This window comes from Massilia rhizosphaerae (assembly GCF_016093545.1).
Lineage (GTDB): Bacteria > Pseudomonadota > Gammaproteobacteria > Burkholderiales > Burkholderiaceae_D > Telluria > Telluria rhizosphaerae.
In genome coordinates, this window is sequence record NZ_JADKYX010000003.1 from 193,248 (window position 1) to 209,453 (window position 16,206).

Here is a 16,206-nt window from a genome sequence, read left to right on the forward strand (position 1 = left end):
GTACACTCCCGCCATTATCCCATTCACCCGCAGTCGACCATGGTTTCGCCCCAAGCTCCCTCCAAGATGAGTGCCCCGATCGATCCGATCCGCGTGCGCCAGCTGTTTTCCGACCCCGGCCGGGTCGCCCCGTCCGATTTCCTGCGGCGCGAAATCGCCAGCCGCATGTTCGACCGCCTGACACTCGTCAAGACGGCGCCGCGCCAGGTGCTGGATGCCGGCTGCGGCACGGGCGCCGACGTCGCCGAGCTGCAGAAGCGCTATCCGGCCGCGCAAGTGCTGGGCCTGGATGCCGTCCCGGCCATGCTCGCCGCGGCCGGGGCCGCCACGCAGGCGCCCCGTTCCCTGCTCAGTCGTTTGCTCCCGGCCAAAGCCGGCATCGATCTCGTTTGCGCGGACTTCGGTAACCTGCCGTTCGGGCCGAACTCGCTCGACCTGGTCTGGTCGAACCTGGCATTGCACTGGCATCCCCAGCCCGACCACGTGTTCGCCGAGTGGCGCCGCGTGTTGCGCGTGGATGGCTTGCTGATGTTCTCGACCTTCGGGCCGGACACGTTCCGCGAACTGCGTGCCGCGTTCGCGGCAATGGACGAGACCCCGCACACGCTGCCTTTCGTCGACATGCACGATTTCGGCGACCAGCTCGTGGAAGCGGGGTTCACGACGCCCGTCATGGACATGGAACAGATCACGGTCACGTACGACAGCGCGGACAAATTGCTGGCCGACGTGCGCGCCTTCGGCGGCAACCCGCTGGTCACGCGCCGCCGCGGCCTCGTCGGCCGGGCGGCGTGGCAGCGCATGCGCGACGCGCTGGAGGCGGGACGCCGGGCGGACGGCAAGCTGGGATTGACGTTCGAGATCATTTACGGCCACGCATTCCGGCCCGCGCCGAAAACGACGGCCGCAGGCGAGGCAATCATCCGGTTCCAGCCGCCGAAGCCCCGTTGAACGCCGTCGTACCGGGCCGCCGCGTTCCGTATGCAGCAGGTCGTCGATCGCGGTAATTTTCCTTGAATAAAAATTACCGATTTCAGTATAATCAAGTCACTTTTCTCGACTGGATCAAAAAAAGCGCTAAAAAATTTCTCATGAAGGCGTAGAGTCGAAGGGTATTCCGACAGACGAGGTTTGTCGGCGTACCTGGAGGTTGGAGCATCACCCGGGGAGGTCGGGCAGCGTACCTGGCGTCCCCCGCAAGCAAAGATTGAAGTCATCGTCCATCCAGGGTGCCAGACGGTACCCGGCCGGGCGGTGTCGAGTCCCGAAGCGTCCGCCGACGCGACGGGAAGTGGTTGCGTTTAGTTTAAAAAGGATTTCGGAACGGAAGTTGTCTTCCGTGGCCTCCTCCATGGTCACCCAGGAGGGTCGCTTCCGTTCAAGAAATTTCTCTTCTAAAGGTGGTTGGGGACAACATGACATATGCAAATCGATTCAAAGCGTCGATGCTCGGTCTCGCGGTAGCGGCGGCCAGCATCCCGGTAATGGCGGAGCCCGGCCCCGTCGTGACGGGCCGTCCGGAGGCGCTTCAGCTGAACCTGCAACAGCCCGTCACGGGCATCGCGGCCTATATCTACAGCCTGCACAACTGGATGATGCTGGTCTGCCTGATCATCTTCATCGCCGTGTTCGGCGTCATGTTTTACTCGGTGTTCAAGCACCGCAAGTCCCTCGGCCACAAACCGGCCACCTTCCACGAATCCACGACGGTCGAAATCGCCTGGACCATCGTACCGTTCCTGATCGTCATCGGCATGGCCCTGCCGGCCACGCACGCCGTCGTGCAGATGAAGGACACGTCGAACCCCGACCTCACCATCAAGGTCACCGGCATGCAGTGGAAATGGGGCTACGACTACCTGAAGGGCGAGGGGGAGGGCATCTCGTTCCTGTCGAACCTCGCCACGCCGCGCACGGAGGTGGGCGAACCGGGTGTCGCGCCGACCGAGAAGCGCTCCGAGAACTACCTGCTCGAAGTCGACAATCCCGTCGTCGTGCCGGTCAATAAAAAGATCCGTCTCGTGCTGACCGCCAACGACGTGATCCACTCGTGGACCATCCCCGCCTTCGCCGTCAAGCAGGACGCCATCCCCGGCTTCGTGCGCGACACGTGGTTCAAGGCCGAGCAGATCGGCACCTACCGCGGCAGCTGCGTCGAACTGTGCGGCAAGGAACACGCGTTCATGCCGATCGTCGTGAAGGTCGTGTCGAACGAGGACTACACCGCCTGGGTCAACGGCGAGAAGAAACGCATGGCCGCGCTGGCCGACGACCCGAACAAGGTCTGGACCCTCGACGAGCTCAAGTCGAAGGGCGAAAAAGTCTTCGCGTCCAACTGCGTGGCGTGCCACCAGGCCAACGGCCAGGGCGTGCCCGGTGCCTTCGCTCCGCTGGTCGGTTCGCCGGTCGTGCTGGGGCCGAAGGCCGAACAGATCGCCGTGCTGCTGAACGGCAAGCACAGCGGCAAGTATCCGTCGGCGATGCCGTCGTGGAAGCAATTGTCGGATACCGAGATCGCTTCCGTCATCACCTTTACCCGCAACAACTGGACCAACAAGGCGGAGGAGAACATCGTCCAGCCGTCCGAGGTCCTGGCTGCGCGCGGCAAATAAGGCAGACAAGGCTCAACAAGCGTTTGGATTCAAGGGACACGGCCCTTGTTGTCCCGCACGACTAGGATACTGACATGACTTCCAGCACGATCGATCACACTCACGACCACGGCCACGACCATTCGCACGACCACCCGGTCGGCCTGCGCCGCTGGCTTTTCGCCACCAACCACAAGGACATCGGTACGCTGTACCTGTGGTTCGCGTTCACCATGCTGCTCTCGGGCGGCGTGCTGGCGCTGATGATCCGCACCGAGCTGTTCCAGCCCGGCCTGCAGTTCTTCCGCCCCGAATTCTTCAACCAGCTAACCACCATGCACGGCATCGTGATGGTGTTCGGCGCGATCATGCCCGCGTTCGTCGGCTTCGCCAACTGGATGATCCCGCTGCAGATCGGCGCATCCGACATGGCGTTCGCGCGCATGAACAACTTCTCGTTCTGGCTGCTGCCGCCGGCCGCCCTCCTGCTCGCCACGTCGTTCTTCGTGCCGGGCGGCGCCACCGCGGCCGGCTGGACCCTGTACGCGCCGCTGTCGACGCAGATGGGCCCGGGCATGGACATGGCGATCTTCGCCCTGCACATCATGGGCGCGTCGTCGATCATGGGCTCGATCAACATCATCGTCACCATCCTGAACATGCGCGCGCCGGGCCTCACGCTCATGAAGATGCCGATGTTCTGCTGGACCTGGCTGATCACGGCCTACCTGCTGATCGCCGTGATGCCCGTGCTGGCCGGCGCCATCACGATGACCCTGACCGACCGCCACTTCGGCACGTCGTTCTTCAACGCCGCCGGCGGCGGCGACCCGGTCATGTACCAGCACATCTTCTGGTTCTTCGGCCACCCCGAGGTCTACATCATGATCCTGCCGGCGTTCGGCATCGTCTCGCAGATCATCCCGGCCTTCGCCCGCAAGCCCCTGTTCGGCTACGCGTCGATGGTGTACGCGACGGCGTCGATCGCGATCCTGTCGTTCATCGTCTGGGCCCACCACATGTTCACCACCGGCATGCCGGTGACGAGCCAGCTGTTCTTCATGTACGCCACCATGCTGATCGCGGTGCCGACCGGCGTGAAGGTGTTCAACTGGGTCGCCACGATGTGGCGCGGTTCGATGACGTTCGAGACCCCGATGCTGTTCGCCGTCGGCTTCATCTTCGTGTTCACGATGGGCGGCTTCACGGGCCTGATCCTGGCCGTCACGCCGATCGACATCCAGATGCAGGACACGTACTACGTCGTCGCCCACTTCCACTACGTGCTGGTGGCCGGCTCGCTGTTCGCCCTGTTCGCCGGCTTCTACTACTGGAGCCCGAAATGGACCGGCCACATGTACCCTGAACTGCGCGGCAAGATCCACTTCTGGAACTCGCTGGTCTGGTTCAACGTCACGTTCTTCCCGATGCACTTCCTGGGCCTGGCCGGCATGCCGCGCCGCTATGCCGACTACAACGTGCAGTTCACCGACTTCAACCAGGTCGTGTCGATCGGCGCGTTCCTGTTCGGCCTGACCCAGGTGTACTTCCTGCTCTTCGTCGTGGTGCCGACCATCCGCGGCGGCAAGAAGGCCGAAGCGAAGCCGTGGGAAGGCGCGGAAGGCCTCGAGTGGACCGTGCCGAGCCCGGCGCCGTTCCACACCTTCGAGACCCCGCCGGTCGTGAAGTGAGACGGCGATGAACCCCACCGATCGTTCGCAGCAGATGAGGAAGGCCAACCTGCGCACGGCCCTGTGGCTGGCCGGGCTGGCGCTGTTCTTCTTCGTGGCGCTGTTCGTCAAACACCTGTGGCTGAATTGAGCGCGCCATGTCGACGGAAACGAATGCGGGCCGCCACGAGGAAAGCGGCCGCCTGCAGCTGAACAAGACGACGCTCACCAAGCTGCTGGTGGTGGCGGCCCTCATGTTCGGCTTCGGCTATGCCATGGTGCCGATCTACCGCCAGGTGTGCGAAGTCCTGGGCCTCAACGTGCTCACGCAAAAGGACGGCACCGTGGTGGCGCCGGCCAACACCCAGGTGGACAAGACGCGCACGATCACCATCGTCCTGGACGGCAACGCCCAGGGACCGTGGCGCTTCCGCCCGGTCCAGCGCAGCATCGACGTGCATCCGGGCGAGATGGCGACCGTCCTGTACGAAGTCGTGAACACGCAGGCGCGCACCGTGACGGCGCAAGCCATCCCGAGTTACGCGCCGCAGTCGGCCGCGCCGTTCTTCAAGAAGGTCGAATGCTTCTGTTTCAAGCAGCAGGTGTTGAAACCGAACGAGGCGCGCCAGATGCCGGTCGTGTTCTTCATCGATCCGAAATTGCCGCGCGAAGTGAAGGACATCACGCTGTCGTACACGTTCTTCGAAGTCGGCACCGTGACGGCACAGAAATGACATGACAAACGACGACGATCCGCAACACCGTCCGCCCGCGAGTTTCGGCACCACGATGAAGGCCGTGTTCTGGTCCTTCTTCGGCGTGCGCAAGCGCCGCGACTACGAGCACGACGCGGCCAACCTGAACCCCATCCACGTGATCCTGGGCGGGCTGATCGGGGTGGCGGTGTTCATCGGGATCCTGATCCTGGTGGTGCGGATGGTCGTGGCCAAGGGCTGAAAGCTGGAAGCCAAACATTTATAAGCAACACGAAAGCAGGGAAGCGCAGCAACCCGGAATTCGAAACAATGCTTGATTGAGGAGATATACATGAGTTCGCCCCATACCGCGCCTTACTATTTCGTCCCCGGCCCCTCCAGGTGGCCGCTGGCCGCCGGCCTCTCGATGCTGTGCACGATGGCCGGCGCCTCCGGCTGGGTCAATGGCGCCGCCTGGGGACCGGGCGTGTGCGTGGCCGGCATCGTCTCGATGCTGATCGTGCTGTACAACTGGTTCGGCGACGCCATCGGCGAGTCGGAATCGGGCAAGTACAACGAGCGCATCGACCTGTCCTACCGCTGGTCGATGAGCTGGTTCATCTTTTCCGAGGTGATGTTCTTCGGCGCCTTCTTCGGCGCGCTGTTCTATGCGCGCACGATCTCGATGCCGTGGTTGTCCGACCTGGACCACAAGATCATCTGGCCGGATTATTCGGGCCACTGGGGCAACGTCGGCCCGGCCGGCACCGTCGAGCAGTTCTCCACGATGGGTCCGTTCCCGATCCCGACCATCAACACGGCACTGCTGTTGAGCTCGGGCGTGACCCTGACCATCGCCCACCACGCGCTGCGCGCCGGCCACCGCGCCCGCACGGCGCTGTTCCTGTTCGTGACGATCCTGCTGGGCGCCACCTTCATGGGCTTCCAGGCGTACGAATACCACCACGCGTACACCGAACTGAACCTGAAGCTGAGCTCGGGCATCTACGGCTCGACGTTCTTCATGCTCACGGGCTTCCACGGCTTCCACGTGACGATGGGCGCGATCATGCTGTCCGTCGTGCTGTACCGCGTGTTGCGCGGCCACTTCACGCCGGAACACCATTTCGCCTTCGAAGGTGCCGCGTGGTACTGGCACTTCGTCGACGTCGTGTGGCTGGGCCTGTACGTGGTCGTGTACTGGTTGTAAACATGACCGCCGGCCCCGGTACCGCCGGGGCCGGCGTGTTCAAAAGTGCAGTCCCTTCGGCTGGATCCACCCCATCTTGTACGAAAACAGCACGAACAGGAACAAGGTGATCGACAGCCCGACCCGCATCGCCAGCGCCTGCACGGTGCGGTTGCTGCGGCCCTTGTCGCGCATCAGGAAGAAGAGGGCGGACGCGAGGCTGCCGATGATGAGCACGAAGGCGATGGCGACGACGATTTTCATGGGCGGCCGGTAGTGTGGTTGTCAGGGATGTACGACTATTGTATGCGACTGCGCTTCCGTTTTAGAACCATTCCTTTCCTGGCGACGGTCGTGCTCGTGGCGCTCGGGATCGCGCTGGGGAACTGGCAGGTGCGCCGCGCCGCGGAAAAGACGGAGCTGCAGGCCCGGCTCGCCCAGCGTTCGGCCCTGCCGCCGCTCGTGCTGGACGGGAAGCCCGTCGATCCCGCCGCCGTCGAATATCGCCACGTCATTGTGACCGGGGAATTCGTCCCCAACTGGCCGCTATTCCTCGACAACCGGCCGCTCGAGGGCCGCACCGGATTCGTTTTGCTGATGCCGTTTACAATAGCGGGTACCGGCCAGGTGGTCCTCGTCGAGCGCGGCTGGGTCCCGCGCGATCCGGCCGTGCACGATCGCGTGCCGCACGTGGCCGCGCCGCCGGGCCGCACGACCGTCGAAGGCGTGGCCGTGCTGCATCCGGCGCGCGTGATGGAACTCGGCAAGGCGCCGCCGCCGACGCCCGGCGCCATCGTCCAGAACGTCGATCCGGCCGGCTTCGCCCGGGCCAGCGGCCTGGCCGTGCTGCCCGTGGTGGTCGAGCAGACGAGCGCCGACGCCCCGACGGCCGCGGCCGTGGAACCCGTCCGCAACTGGCCCGGCCCCGCCGTCGACGTCGACCGCCACAAGGGCTATGCCTTCCAGTGGTATGCATTGGCGACGATGGCCTTCCTATTTTTTGTGATCACAGGATTTCGCAGTGGAACCAAACAAGCTGGCTGACGCAGCCGCAATCCCCGACGGAGCCGCCCAGCGCAAGCGCGGCCGCTGGACGCTGTGGCTGGTCGTGGCCGTGTGCGCGGCGCCGGTCATCGCGTCGTACGTCACCTTCTACGTCATCAAGCCCGAAAAGCGCAACAACTACGGCACGCTGATCGACCAGCGCGCCCACCCGGTCCCGGCCATGGCCACGACGACGCTGGACGGCCGCCCGCAGGCGCTGGAGCAGTTCAAGGGCAAGTGGGTGATGTTGATGACGGGGCCGGGGGCCTGTCCCGACACGTGCCGCAAGCAATTGTTCGCCATGCGCCAGCTGCGCCTGATGCAGGGCAAGGAGGCGGACCGCATCGAGCGCGTCTGGCTCATCACGGACAAGGAGCCGCTCGACACCCTGGTCATCCGCGAATACGACGGCACCCACATGCTGCGCGCCGACGCCGCGACGGTGGCGGCCTGGCTGCCCGCCGACGCCGGCACGACGCCGGACGACCATATCTACATGATCGATCCGCTGGGCCACCTGATGATGCGCTTCCCCAAGGACCCGCAGCTGCAGCAAGTGCGTAAGGTCTACAAGGACATCTACAAGCTGTTGAAGGCGTCGTCGATCGGCTGAGGGCGGGGATCATGGAAGTTTCGAACGTCATCCTGCTGGCCCTGACCGGCATCCTGGCGGCCAGCGTGCCGCTCGCGCTCGTGTGGACGGCGACCGGCACCAACAAATACCGCAAGCTGGCGTGGGTGATCGCCTTCTTCACGTTCGACCTGATCGTGTTCGGCGGCTTCACCCGCCTGACGGATTCCGGTCTCGGCTGCCCCGACTGGCCCGGCTGCTACGGCCAGGCCAACCCGTTCCTCGCGCACGAGCACATCGCCGCGGCCGAGGCGCTGATGCCCACCGGTCCCGTGACGACAATGAAAGCGTGGATCGAGATGATCCACCGCTTCCTCGCGATGGGCATCGGCGTCATGATCATCGGCCTGATGACCGCGTCGTGGCTGGAATGGCGCCGCGCGCGGGCACACGGCGGCAAACCGGCGCACAGTCCTGTGCTGCCGACCGTCATGTTCCTGTGGGTGTGCGTGCAGGGCGCGTTCGGCGCCTGGACCGTCACCATGAAGCTGCAGCCGGTCATCGTCACCCTGCACCTGCTGTTCGGCCTGACCCTGCTGGCGCTGGCCGTCTGGCTGGGCGGCCGCGAAGACAACCTGGCCGCGCCGCCATCCCCGGCCGCGCCGGCGCCCGTGCTGCGCAGGCTGCGCAGGCTGGCATGGCTGTCGGGCGCCGTGCTGCTGCTGCAACTGGCGCTGGGCGGGTGGGTGAGTACCAATTACGCGACACTGGCCTGCAGCGATTTCCCGCTCTGTCATGGACAAATTGTCCCAGAGATGGATTGGCAACACGGCTTCACCTTGTGGCGTGCGCTGGGCAAGACGGCCGCCGGGCATTATCTGCCGTTCCCGGCGCTGACGGCCATCCACTGGGCGCACCGCAACTTCGCGCTCGTCGTCGTCCTCGTGCTGGGCTGCACGGCCTGGCGCGCGTGGCGCCTGCCGGGCTTGCACGGCACGGCGCGCAACCTCGCGCTGGTGCTTGCCGCACAGGCAACGACGGGCATCGCGACGGTATTTTTGAACTTTCCGTTGCCGATCGCCGTGCTGCACAACGCGGGGGCGGCGGGACTCGTCCTTTTGGTGACCATGTTAAACTACAAGGTACAGTATCAATTCGAGCTGGCGCTGCGCAGTCCACGACGTGAGGCGGCAACGTCCGCGAGCCACCCATGATTACGCAAACCGCCATTCACAAACCGCCCAGCCGGGTCGCACAGTACTGGTCGCTGACCAAGCCGCGCGTCACGCAACTGGCCGTCTTCTGCGCCGTGATCGGCATGTTCCTCGCCACCGACGGCTTTCCCGGCTGGCACGTGCTCGTCTGGGGCACGATCGGCATCTGGCTGCTGGCCGGCGCCGCGTTCGCCGTCAACTGCCTGATCGAGGCCGAAGTCGACGCCCGCATGGCCCGCACGGCGCGCCGCGCCACGGCGATGGGCGAGCTGTCGCCCACGCAGGTCCTGATCTTCTCCGCCATCATCGGCGGCGCCGGCATGGGCATCCTGTACACGATGATCAATCCGCTGACGATGTGGCTGACGTTCGTCACCTTCGTCGGCTATGCCCTCATCTACACGGTCCTCCTGAAGCCGAACACGCCGCAGAACATCGTCATCGGCGGCCTCTCCGGCGCGATGCCGCCGGCCCTGGGGTGGGCCGCCGTCGCGGGCGAGGTGCCGATGCAGGCATGGCTGCTCGTGCTGATCATCTTCGTCTGGACCCCGCCGCATTTCTGGGCGTTGGCCATGTACCGCCGCGACGACTACGTCCGCTCCGGCCTGCCGATGCTGCCCGTCACGCACGGCATGAAGTACACGGGCCAGCAGGTCTGGCTGTATTCCGTCGCGCTCGCGGCATGCACCCTGTTCCCGTTCGCCGTCGGCATGAGCGGCGTCGTGTACCTGGCGGCGGCCGTCGTGCTGAACGGCGTGTTCCTGCGCTACGGCTGGCTGATCCACAAGCACTACAGCGACCAGGTCGCGCGCAAGGCCTTCGCCTGGTCCATCGTCTACCTGTCGCTGCTGTTCGCGGCCCTGCTCGTCGACCACTACGTGAAACAATACCTGCCCGTCTGATGATGAAAAAACTGCTGCCCGTCCTCGTCGCCGCCTGCGCGCTGACCGTCTCCCTCGCCGCCTGCGACAAGCTGCCGGGCAAGCCGAAGGTCTCGTTCCAGAACACGGACGTCACCGGCCTCGATTACGCGAAGGGTTTCGCGTTGACGGACCACACGGGCAAGCCGCGCACCCTGGCCGACTTCAAGGGCAAGGTCGTCGTCGTCTTCTTCGGCTACACGCAATGCCCGGACGTGTGCCCGACGACGATGGCGGAGATGGCGTCCGTGATGCAGAAACTGGGTCCGCTGGCCGACCAGGTGCAGGTCCTGTTCATCACCCTCGACCCCGAGCGCGACACCCAGCAGCTGCTGGCCAGTTACGTCCCGGCCTTCGACAAGCGCTTCATCGGCCTGCGCGGCACGCCTGAACAGACGGCGAAGACGGCCAAGGAATTCAAGGTGTTCTACGCCAAGGTGCCGGGCACGGACCCGGGCAGTTACACGATCGACCACACGGCCGGCAGCTACGTCTTCGACCGCGACGGCCGCCTGCGCCTGTTCATCCGCCACGGCCAGGGACCCGATCCCATCGTGCACGATCTCCGCCAGCTGTTATCCTCCTGATGGACAAGCGGCCGGGCCGAAACTATACCCGCGCCGGCGCGGTCGTCCTGCTGACCCTCGGCTGCCTCTACGTCCTGCAACCCTTCCTGGCCGCGATCCTGTTCGCGGCCGCCGTCGTCATCTCGTCCTGGCCCCTGTACCAGAAACTGCTGCTGCGCCTGCGCGGCCGGCGCACGCCCGCCGCGCTCACGATGACGCTGAGCCTGACGCTGCTCGTGATCATCCCGCTGGCGCTCGTCGCGTACAACCTCGCGGACAACGTGGCGTCGTCGTTCGACCAGATCCGCGCCGCGCTGGACCAGGGCGAGCTGCTGCCGCCCGCGTGGGTGCGCGACATCCCGCTCGTCGGCGACCAGCTGGACAACTACCTGCGCCAGCTGGTCGCGAGCCGCGAGCGCATGATGGAACTGGCGCAGCGCATGGTCGAACCGGCGCGGCACGCGCTGCTGTCCGGCGGCATGATGCTGGGGGCGGGCGTCGCGCAGATGAGTCTCGCCGCCTTCGTCAGCTTCTTTTTCTACCGTGACGGCGAGGCGCTGCTGGCCGTCATCCAGGCCGCCATGCGCCGCGTCATGGACGAGGAGGCGGCGTCCGTCACGGAGATCGTCAGCCAGACCGTGCGCGGCGTGATGTATGGTCTGCTCGGCACCGCGCTGGCGCAGGCGCTCGTCGCCGCGCTGGGCTTCGCCATCGCGGGCGTGCCCGCGGTGCCGCTCTTGTCCGTGCTCGTGTTCGTGTCTTCCCTGATCCCGGTCGGGCCCCCGATCGTGTGGGGCGGGGCCGCGATCTGGCTGTTCGCGCAGGGCGCGACGGGATGGGGCATCTTCATGCTCGTGTGGGGCTTCTTCCTGATCAGCGGCGTCGACAACGTCGTGCGCCCGATGCTGATCAGCCGCGGCTCCAGCCTGCCGTTCCTGCTCACGCTGCTGGGCGTGCTGGGCGGCGTGATCGCGTTCGGCTTCGTCGGCATGTTCATCGGTCCCACCCTGCTCGCGGTGGGCTATTCGCTGATGAGCGGGTGGACCCATACGAAGGATCCGATCGTCAGGCAGAACGGCGACGGCGCCTGACCCAAAGCCGAACACGGCGGCCGCAAAGCGGATAGCTTTGGATAGATTTCCTTATGGAAATGATCTGACATATTTCATTAATCACACTAATGATTAATGGACTATTAACGCGTGCATCGTACTTACATAATCGTTTCCACTCATAAAGTGACTCAGCTCCCTCGTGGTCGACGAGAGGAACAGGCTGGGATCTTCTCGAACTAAAAACGGAGACAACGATGCATTTGAAAAAGGCGCTGGCCCTGACGCTGGGTCTGCTGTTCTCGCTGGGCGCGAACGCCGAAACATATCATTGGGATAACGTCGCAATGGGCGGCGCTGGTTATGTCATCGGTGTCGTCCCGAGCAAGCTCGAGCGCGGCGTGGTCTATGCCCGCACCGACGTCGGCGGTTCCTACCGCTGGGATGCCCAGAACAGCCGCTGGATCCCGCTGACGGACTGGATCAGCGAGAGCGATACCGGCCTGATGGGCGTGGAGTCGATCGCGGTCGACCCGCGCAACCCGGGTACCGTCTACATGCTTGCAGGTACCAGCTACTTCAGCAACGGCAAGACCGTGATCATGCGCTCGACCGACTATGGCCAGCATTTCGACCTGGTCGACGTGACGTCCCAGTTCAAGGCCCACGGCAATGGCATGGGCCGCGAGAACGGCGAAAAACTGCAGGTCGACCCGGGCTCGAGCAACGTCCTGTTCGTCGGTACGCGCGACAACGGCCTGTTCAAGAGCGTCGATTCGGGCCAGACCTGGACCCACGTGTCCGGGCTGGACGTGGGCTCGACGGCCAACGGCAACGGCATCAGCTTCGTGCTCCTCGATCCGACCAGTGTCAGCGGCGGCACGGCCAAGCGCATCTTCGTCGGCGTGTCGCGTTACGGTTCGGTCGGACCGAACCTGTACATGAGCAAGGACGGCGGCGTCACCTTCGCCCCGGTCGCGGGTGCGCCGACGGACCTGATGCCGCAACGCGCGGCAATGACGCCCAAGGGCCGCCTGTACCTGACCTACGCCAACGGCGCCGGACCGCACGGCCTGAACGACAGCGAACCGATGACCAAGGGCCGGGTCTTGGAATACAACATCATCGGCGGCGCCTGGACCAACATCACGCCGCTCGGCATGGATAACGCGTGGGGCGGCATCAGCGTCGACCCGAAAAATCCGAAACACCTGATCACGACGACCAACAACACGTACCGGTTGCAGCAGCAGCAACTGGGCACCTACGGCGACCACATTTTCACTTCCTACGACGCGGGCCGCTCCTGGGTCGACCTGATGCAACGCGGCTTCGAGATCGACCCGAACGGCATCGACTGGGTCAAGTACTCGTCGATCCACTGGGCCGGCGACGTCGAGTTCGACCCCTTCGATTCGAAGACCGCATGGGTGATCTCGGGTAACGGCGTGTTCAAGACGAGCGACATCGATGCGACCCTGAGCACCTGGAAGTTCGACGTGCACGGCATCGAAGAGAGCGTCCCGACCGCCGTCGAGAGCATTCCGGGCGGCCCGCTGGTGTCGACCATCGGCGACTATGACGGCTTCGTCCACACCGATCCGGCCCAGTACGGCATCCGCAATTCCCCGGGCGCTGGCTCGAACACCGGCCTCGCAGTGGCGGCGCAGGCAACGCATGTGATTGCGCGGGCCGCTTGGGACAAGATCTATGTCTCGACCGATACGGGCGCGAGCTGGCAAGCGGCGCCGTCCATGAACGGCAATTTCGGCAGGCTGGCCCTGTCGGCCGACGGCTCCGTGCTGCTGCACAGCCCGGCAGGCTCGACCACGACGTACCGTTCGACCGACTTCGGCACCAACTGGACGCCGGTGGCCGGCCTGTCCGTGAAGGACGCCTACCCGGTCGCCGACAAGGTCAACCCGGCCAAGTTCTACGTCTACGACCGGGCGAGCGGCCAAATGCTGGTCAGCACCGATGGCGGCGAGTCGTTCACCGCGAAAGCCAGCCTGCCGGTGGGCGGCAACAGCCTCGTGCGCGCCACGCCCGGCATCGAGGGCGACGTGTGGGCCTGCCTCGATTCCCGAGGACTCTCCCATTCGACCGACTCGGGCGCCACCTTCACCAACGTGGACGGGATCAGCTCCTGCGGCGCCGTAGGCCTTGGCAAGGAAGCGCCCGGCGCCACCTATCCGACCCTCTACATGTGGGGCACGGTGGGCGCGTCGCGTGGCCTGTTGCGTTCGATCGACAAGGGCGCGCACTGGGATCGCGTCAACGACGACGCCCACCAGTATGGCGGCGCGATTCAAGGCTGGGTCAACGGCGACATGAATACCTACGGCACGGTCTACATGAGCACCAACAGCCGCGGCATCGCCTACGGCAAGATCGATGAGAACGGCGAAGTGCAAGTGGTTCCGCAAGTTCCGGTCAAGCCGGCGCCCACCGCCGTGTGCACGTATCAACTCAGCAGCACCTGGTGGGGCGGTGGCATCGCCACCGTCTCGATCACCAACGAGGGCAACGACACCCTGCACGGCTGGCAGGTGTCCTGGACCTACAGCGACGGATCGTATGTGTCGGGCAGCGCCTGGAACGGCGTCGTGACGGGCAGCGCGCCGACGTTCACCGGTTCGGACGGCGGTGGCTGGAACAAGGACATCGCTCCGGGCGGGACCGCCTCGTTCGGCTTCGTCGTCGCAGGCCAGGACGCGCTGAACGCGAACGTCCCGACCGTGACCGGCGACATCTGCAAATAACGAACCCCGACACAGCAAAGGACCGCATCATGAAAAAGACTCTGTTCGCACTGATCGCCAGCGCCAGCCTGATGCTGGCCGGCGCCGCCAACGCCGGTGTCATCGGCTTCGAGGACGTGGCTACCGACGGCGACTTCGCCAGCCTGAGCGATATCAATCCGTACGCCGGCCTGACCTTCAGCGACGACTGGTATGCCGGCGACAACACCATCGACGGTTACGGCAACGGCGCCCACGGCGGCACGCACTTCGCCGTGAACGGCTTCGGCAGCGACGGCGCCACCATCAGCAGCGCGACGCCGTTCGATTTCGGCGGCGCGTGGTTCGCGGCGCCGGTCGGCGCCGCCGACAAGGCGTCGTCGATCACCATCTCCGCCTTTGACGCCGGCAACAACCTGATCGGCACGACGGGCCCGGTCGCGATCGGTGACGCCTACGTGTGGGCGGCCGCGGCATTCAACAACGTGTCGTCGCTGACCATCACGCGCGACACCGGCTGGTATGTCATGGACGACTTCACCACCGTCGCTTCCGCTCCGCCCAGCGGCACGGTGCCCGAACCGGCGAACCCGCTGCTGCTGGGCGCCGGTGCGTTCGCCCTGGTCCTGGGCCGGGTGCGCCGCAAGGCGTCTGCCTCGGCGGCGTGACGCCGGACCGCCCGCCGCGAGCGGGTCGCGGGCTGGCCCGCGTTGCTCGCGGTGGGCTATTCGCTGATGAACGGGTGGACTCACACGCGGGACCCGATCGTCAGGCAGGACGGCGACGGGTCTAACCCATCGGAACCGCGTCCGCCGGCGCGGGCCGCGCGTCCGATGTCGCGGCGGATCGTGCGGCCCATGCCGCCGTCCAGCGCGCCCGCAACCGCATGAACGGCGTCTCCACGCAGCGGTACAGCACCCAGCCGCCGCCGATGCCCGCGGCCATGACGGCGGCCACGGTCGCCGGCGCGTTGGCGTCGACGTGCAGCCGGTCCAGCTGCGGGCGCAGCGCCATGAAGATCGGCTTGTGGGCGAGGTAGACGGCGTACGACCACAGCGCGAGCTGCGACGCGCCGGGAATGCGCACGCGGTTCAACACGCAATGCGGCGCGAGGGCCGCGCACGTCAGCAGGCCGAAACCGAGCGCCAGCAGCGAGTAGCCGAACGTGGACGTGACGAGCGTCGCCGGCCAGTCGAGGTGGATGCACGCGAGGATGCCGATGCTCAGCGCAAACCCGGCCGCGCACAGCGCGTTCGCGTGGCGCAGCAGGCGCGCGAACGCGCCGGGATGAACATTGCGCAGCAGGGCGATGGCGACGCCGGGCAGCAGTTCGTCGGCGCGGCAGAAGCTCGAATAATAGACCTCGGCCATGAACGCATCGTGTCCATGCAGCGCGAACGCCGCGGCGCGCGTGGCCATGCCCGCCCCGATGGCGCCGGCCAGCAGGCCCCACGTCAGCCGGACGGGGAAGCCGATGCGGGCCAGCGCCACGACGACGAGGGGCAGCAGCAGGTAGAACTGCTCCTCGATGCACAGCGACCACGAATGCGAGAACGTCTGGCCGTAGGCGAGCCCGAAATTCTGGGTGAACGTGAGGAAGCGCCACGCCGCCGGCATGCTCGCGCCGCCGAGCGGCGGGCCGGGGAACAGCAGGTAGACGGCCAGCACGACGTAGTAATTGGGCAGCGTGCGCAGCAGGCGGCGCATGAAGAAGACCTTCAGCGACAAGGCTTCGCCGCGCGCGGCCGGCGCCAGCAACTGGTTGCCGATCAGGTAGCCGCTCAGCACGAAGAACAGGTCGACGCCGGCCCAGCCGACCTTGCCGAGGATGCCGAATGTGGCGTGGCCGCTCACGAAACCCGAGTAGTGCGTCATGAGGACGAGGACGATAGCGGCGGCGCGCAGCAGGTCGAGGCCGCACAGGCGCGGCGTGGAGACGGGTTCGGTCATGCG

17 protein-coding genes are annotated in these 16,206 nt (G+C 65.6%); 15 read left to right on the plus strand and 2 right to left on the minus strand.

Features of this window, described 5'->3' with window-relative positions; translation table 11 throughout:
* Nucleotides 1-66 precede the first annotated feature (66 nt).
* The 7 genes from ISF28_RS06515 (at nt 67) to ISF28_RS06540 (ending at nt 6,166) form a co-directional block, all read left to right on the plus strand.
* A complete protein-coding gene (locus ISF28_RS06515) occupies nt 67-951 on the plus strand; it encodes a methyltransferase domain-containing protein (RefSeq protein WP_198116348.1) in 885 nt (294 codons plus the stop codon).
* A gap of 464 nt (nt 952-1,415) precedes the next feature.
* The gene (gene coxB, locus ISF28_RS06520; protein WP_198116349.1) at nt 1,416-2,612 is read left to right on the plus strand and encodes a cytochrome c oxidase subunit II; all 1,197 of its coding nucleotides are present in this window, start codon (nt 1,416-1,418) and stop codon (nt 2,610-2,612) included.
* 74 nt (nt 2,613-2,686) lie between these two features.
* A complete protein-coding gene (gene ctaD / locus ISF28_RS06525) occupies nt 2,687-4,282 on the plus strand; it encodes a cytochrome c oxidase subunit I (RefSeq protein ID WP_198116350.1) in 1,596 nt (531 codons plus the stop codon).
* A gap of 7 nt (nt 4,283-4,289) precedes the next feature.
* The gene (locus tag ISF28_RS30375) at nt 4,290-4,412 is read left to right on the plus strand and encodes a cytochrome oxidase small assembly protein (RefSeq protein WP_229518913.1); all 123 of its coding nucleotides are present in this window, start codon (nt 4,290-4,292) and stop codon (nt 4,410-4,412) included.
* Between the two features lie 7 nt (nt 4,413-4,419).
* Nucleotides 4,420-4,995 carry a cytochrome c oxidase assembly protein gene (locus tag ISF28_RS06530; protein WP_198116351.1) on the plus strand — a complete coding sequence of 192 codons (576 nt, stop codon included), beginning with the start codon at nt 4,420-4,422 and terminating at the stop codon, nt 4,993-4,995.
* Nucleotide 4,996: 1 nt separating this feature from the next.
* Entirely contained in the window at nt 4,997-5,218 is a 222-nt protein-coding gene (locus ISF28_RS06535) for a DUF2970 domain-containing protein (protein ID WP_198116352.1), read from the plus strand.
* A gap of 90 nt (nt 5,219-5,308) precedes the next feature.
* Complete coding sequence (locus ISF28_RS06540; protein WP_198116353.1) at nt 5,309-6,166, plus strand: cytochrome c oxidase subunit 3; 858 nt, start codon at nt 5,309-5,311, stop codon at nt 6,164-6,166.
* 39 nt (nt 6,167-6,205) lie between these two features.
* On the opposite strand, the gene ISF28_RS06545 is transcribed toward ISF28_RS06540, so the two are convergent.
* The gene (locus ISF28_RS06545) at nt 6,206-6,409 is read right to left on the minus strand and encodes a twin transmembrane helix small protein (protein ID WP_198116354.1); all 204 of its coding nucleotides are present in this window, start codon (nt 6,407-6,409) and stop codon (nt 6,206-6,208) included.
* 42 nt (nt 6,410-6,451) lie between these two features.
* On the opposite strand from ISF28_RS06545, the gene ISF28_RS06550 reads away from it, so the two are divergent.
* The 8 genes from ISF28_RS06550 to ISF28_RS06585 all read left to right on the plus strand — a co-directional run bounded on the left by ISF28_RS06550 (nt 6,452) and on the right by ISF28_RS06585 (nt 14,921).
* A complete protein-coding gene (locus tag ISF28_RS06550; protein WP_198116355.1) occupies nt 6,452-7,189 on the plus strand; it encodes an SURF1 family protein in 738 nt (245 codons plus the stop codon).
* Nucleotides 7,167-7,802, plus strand: coding sequence for an SCO family protein (locus ISF28_RS06555; RefSeq protein ID WP_370663397.1), 636 nt, complete (start codon nt 7,167-7,169; stop codon nt 7,800-7,802). The genes ISF28_RS06550 and ISF28_RS06555 overlap by 23 nt, the downstream gene beginning before the upstream one ends.
* Before the next feature lie 11 nt (nt 7,803-7,813).
* Nucleotides 7,814-8,974, plus strand: a complete 1,161-nt coding sequence (locus ISF28_RS06560) for a COX15/CtaA family protein (protein ID WP_198116356.1) — start codon at nt 7,814-7,816, stop codon at nt 8,972-8,974.
* The gene (cyoE, locus tag ISF28_RS06565; RefSeq protein WP_198116357.1) at nt 8,971-9,876 is read left to right on the plus strand and encodes a heme o synthase; all 906 of its coding nucleotides are present in this window, start codon (nt 8,971-8,973) and stop codon (nt 9,874-9,876) included. The genes ISF28_RS06560 and cyoE overlap by 4 nt, the downstream gene beginning before the upstream one ends.
* 2 nt (nt 9,877-9,878) lie before the next feature.
* Nucleotides 9,879-10,481 carry an SCO family protein gene (locus tag ISF28_RS06570; RefSeq protein ID WP_198116584.1) on the plus strand — a complete coding sequence of 201 codons (603 nt, stop codon included), beginning with the start codon at nt 9,879-9,881 and terminating at the stop codon, nt 10,479-10,481.
* Nucleotides 10,481-11,551: an AI-2E family transporter gene (locus tag ISF28_RS06575; protein ID WP_198116358.1), complete on the plus strand. Its 1,071-nt coding sequence runs from the start codon at nt 10,481-10,483 to the stop codon at nt 11,549-11,551. Before ISF28_RS06570 ends, ISF28_RS06575 begins: the two co-directional genes overlap by 1 nt.
* Nucleotides 11,552-11,769: 218 nt before the next feature.
* Entirely contained in the window at nt 11,770-14,274 is a 2,505-nt protein-coding gene (locus tag ISF28_RS06580) for a cellulose binding domain-containing protein (protein WP_198116359.1), read from the plus strand.
* Nucleotides 14,275-14,303: 29 nt separating this feature from the next.
* Entirely contained in the window at nt 14,304-14,921 is a 618-nt protein-coding gene (locus tag ISF28_RS06585; protein ID WP_198116360.1) for a PEP-CTERM sorting domain-containing protein, read from the plus strand.
* A gap of 121 nt (nt 14,922-15,042) precedes the next feature.
* Here the strand turns inward: ISF28_RS06585 and ISF28_RS06590 are convergent, their stop codons facing one another.
* The gene (locus tag ISF28_RS06590) at nt 15,043-16,203 is read right to left on the minus strand and encodes an acyltransferase family protein (protein WP_198116361.1); all 1,161 of its coding nucleotides are present in this window, start codon (nt 16,201-16,203) and stop codon (nt 15,043-15,045) included.
* Nucleotides 16,204-16,206 lie beyond the last annotated feature (3 nt).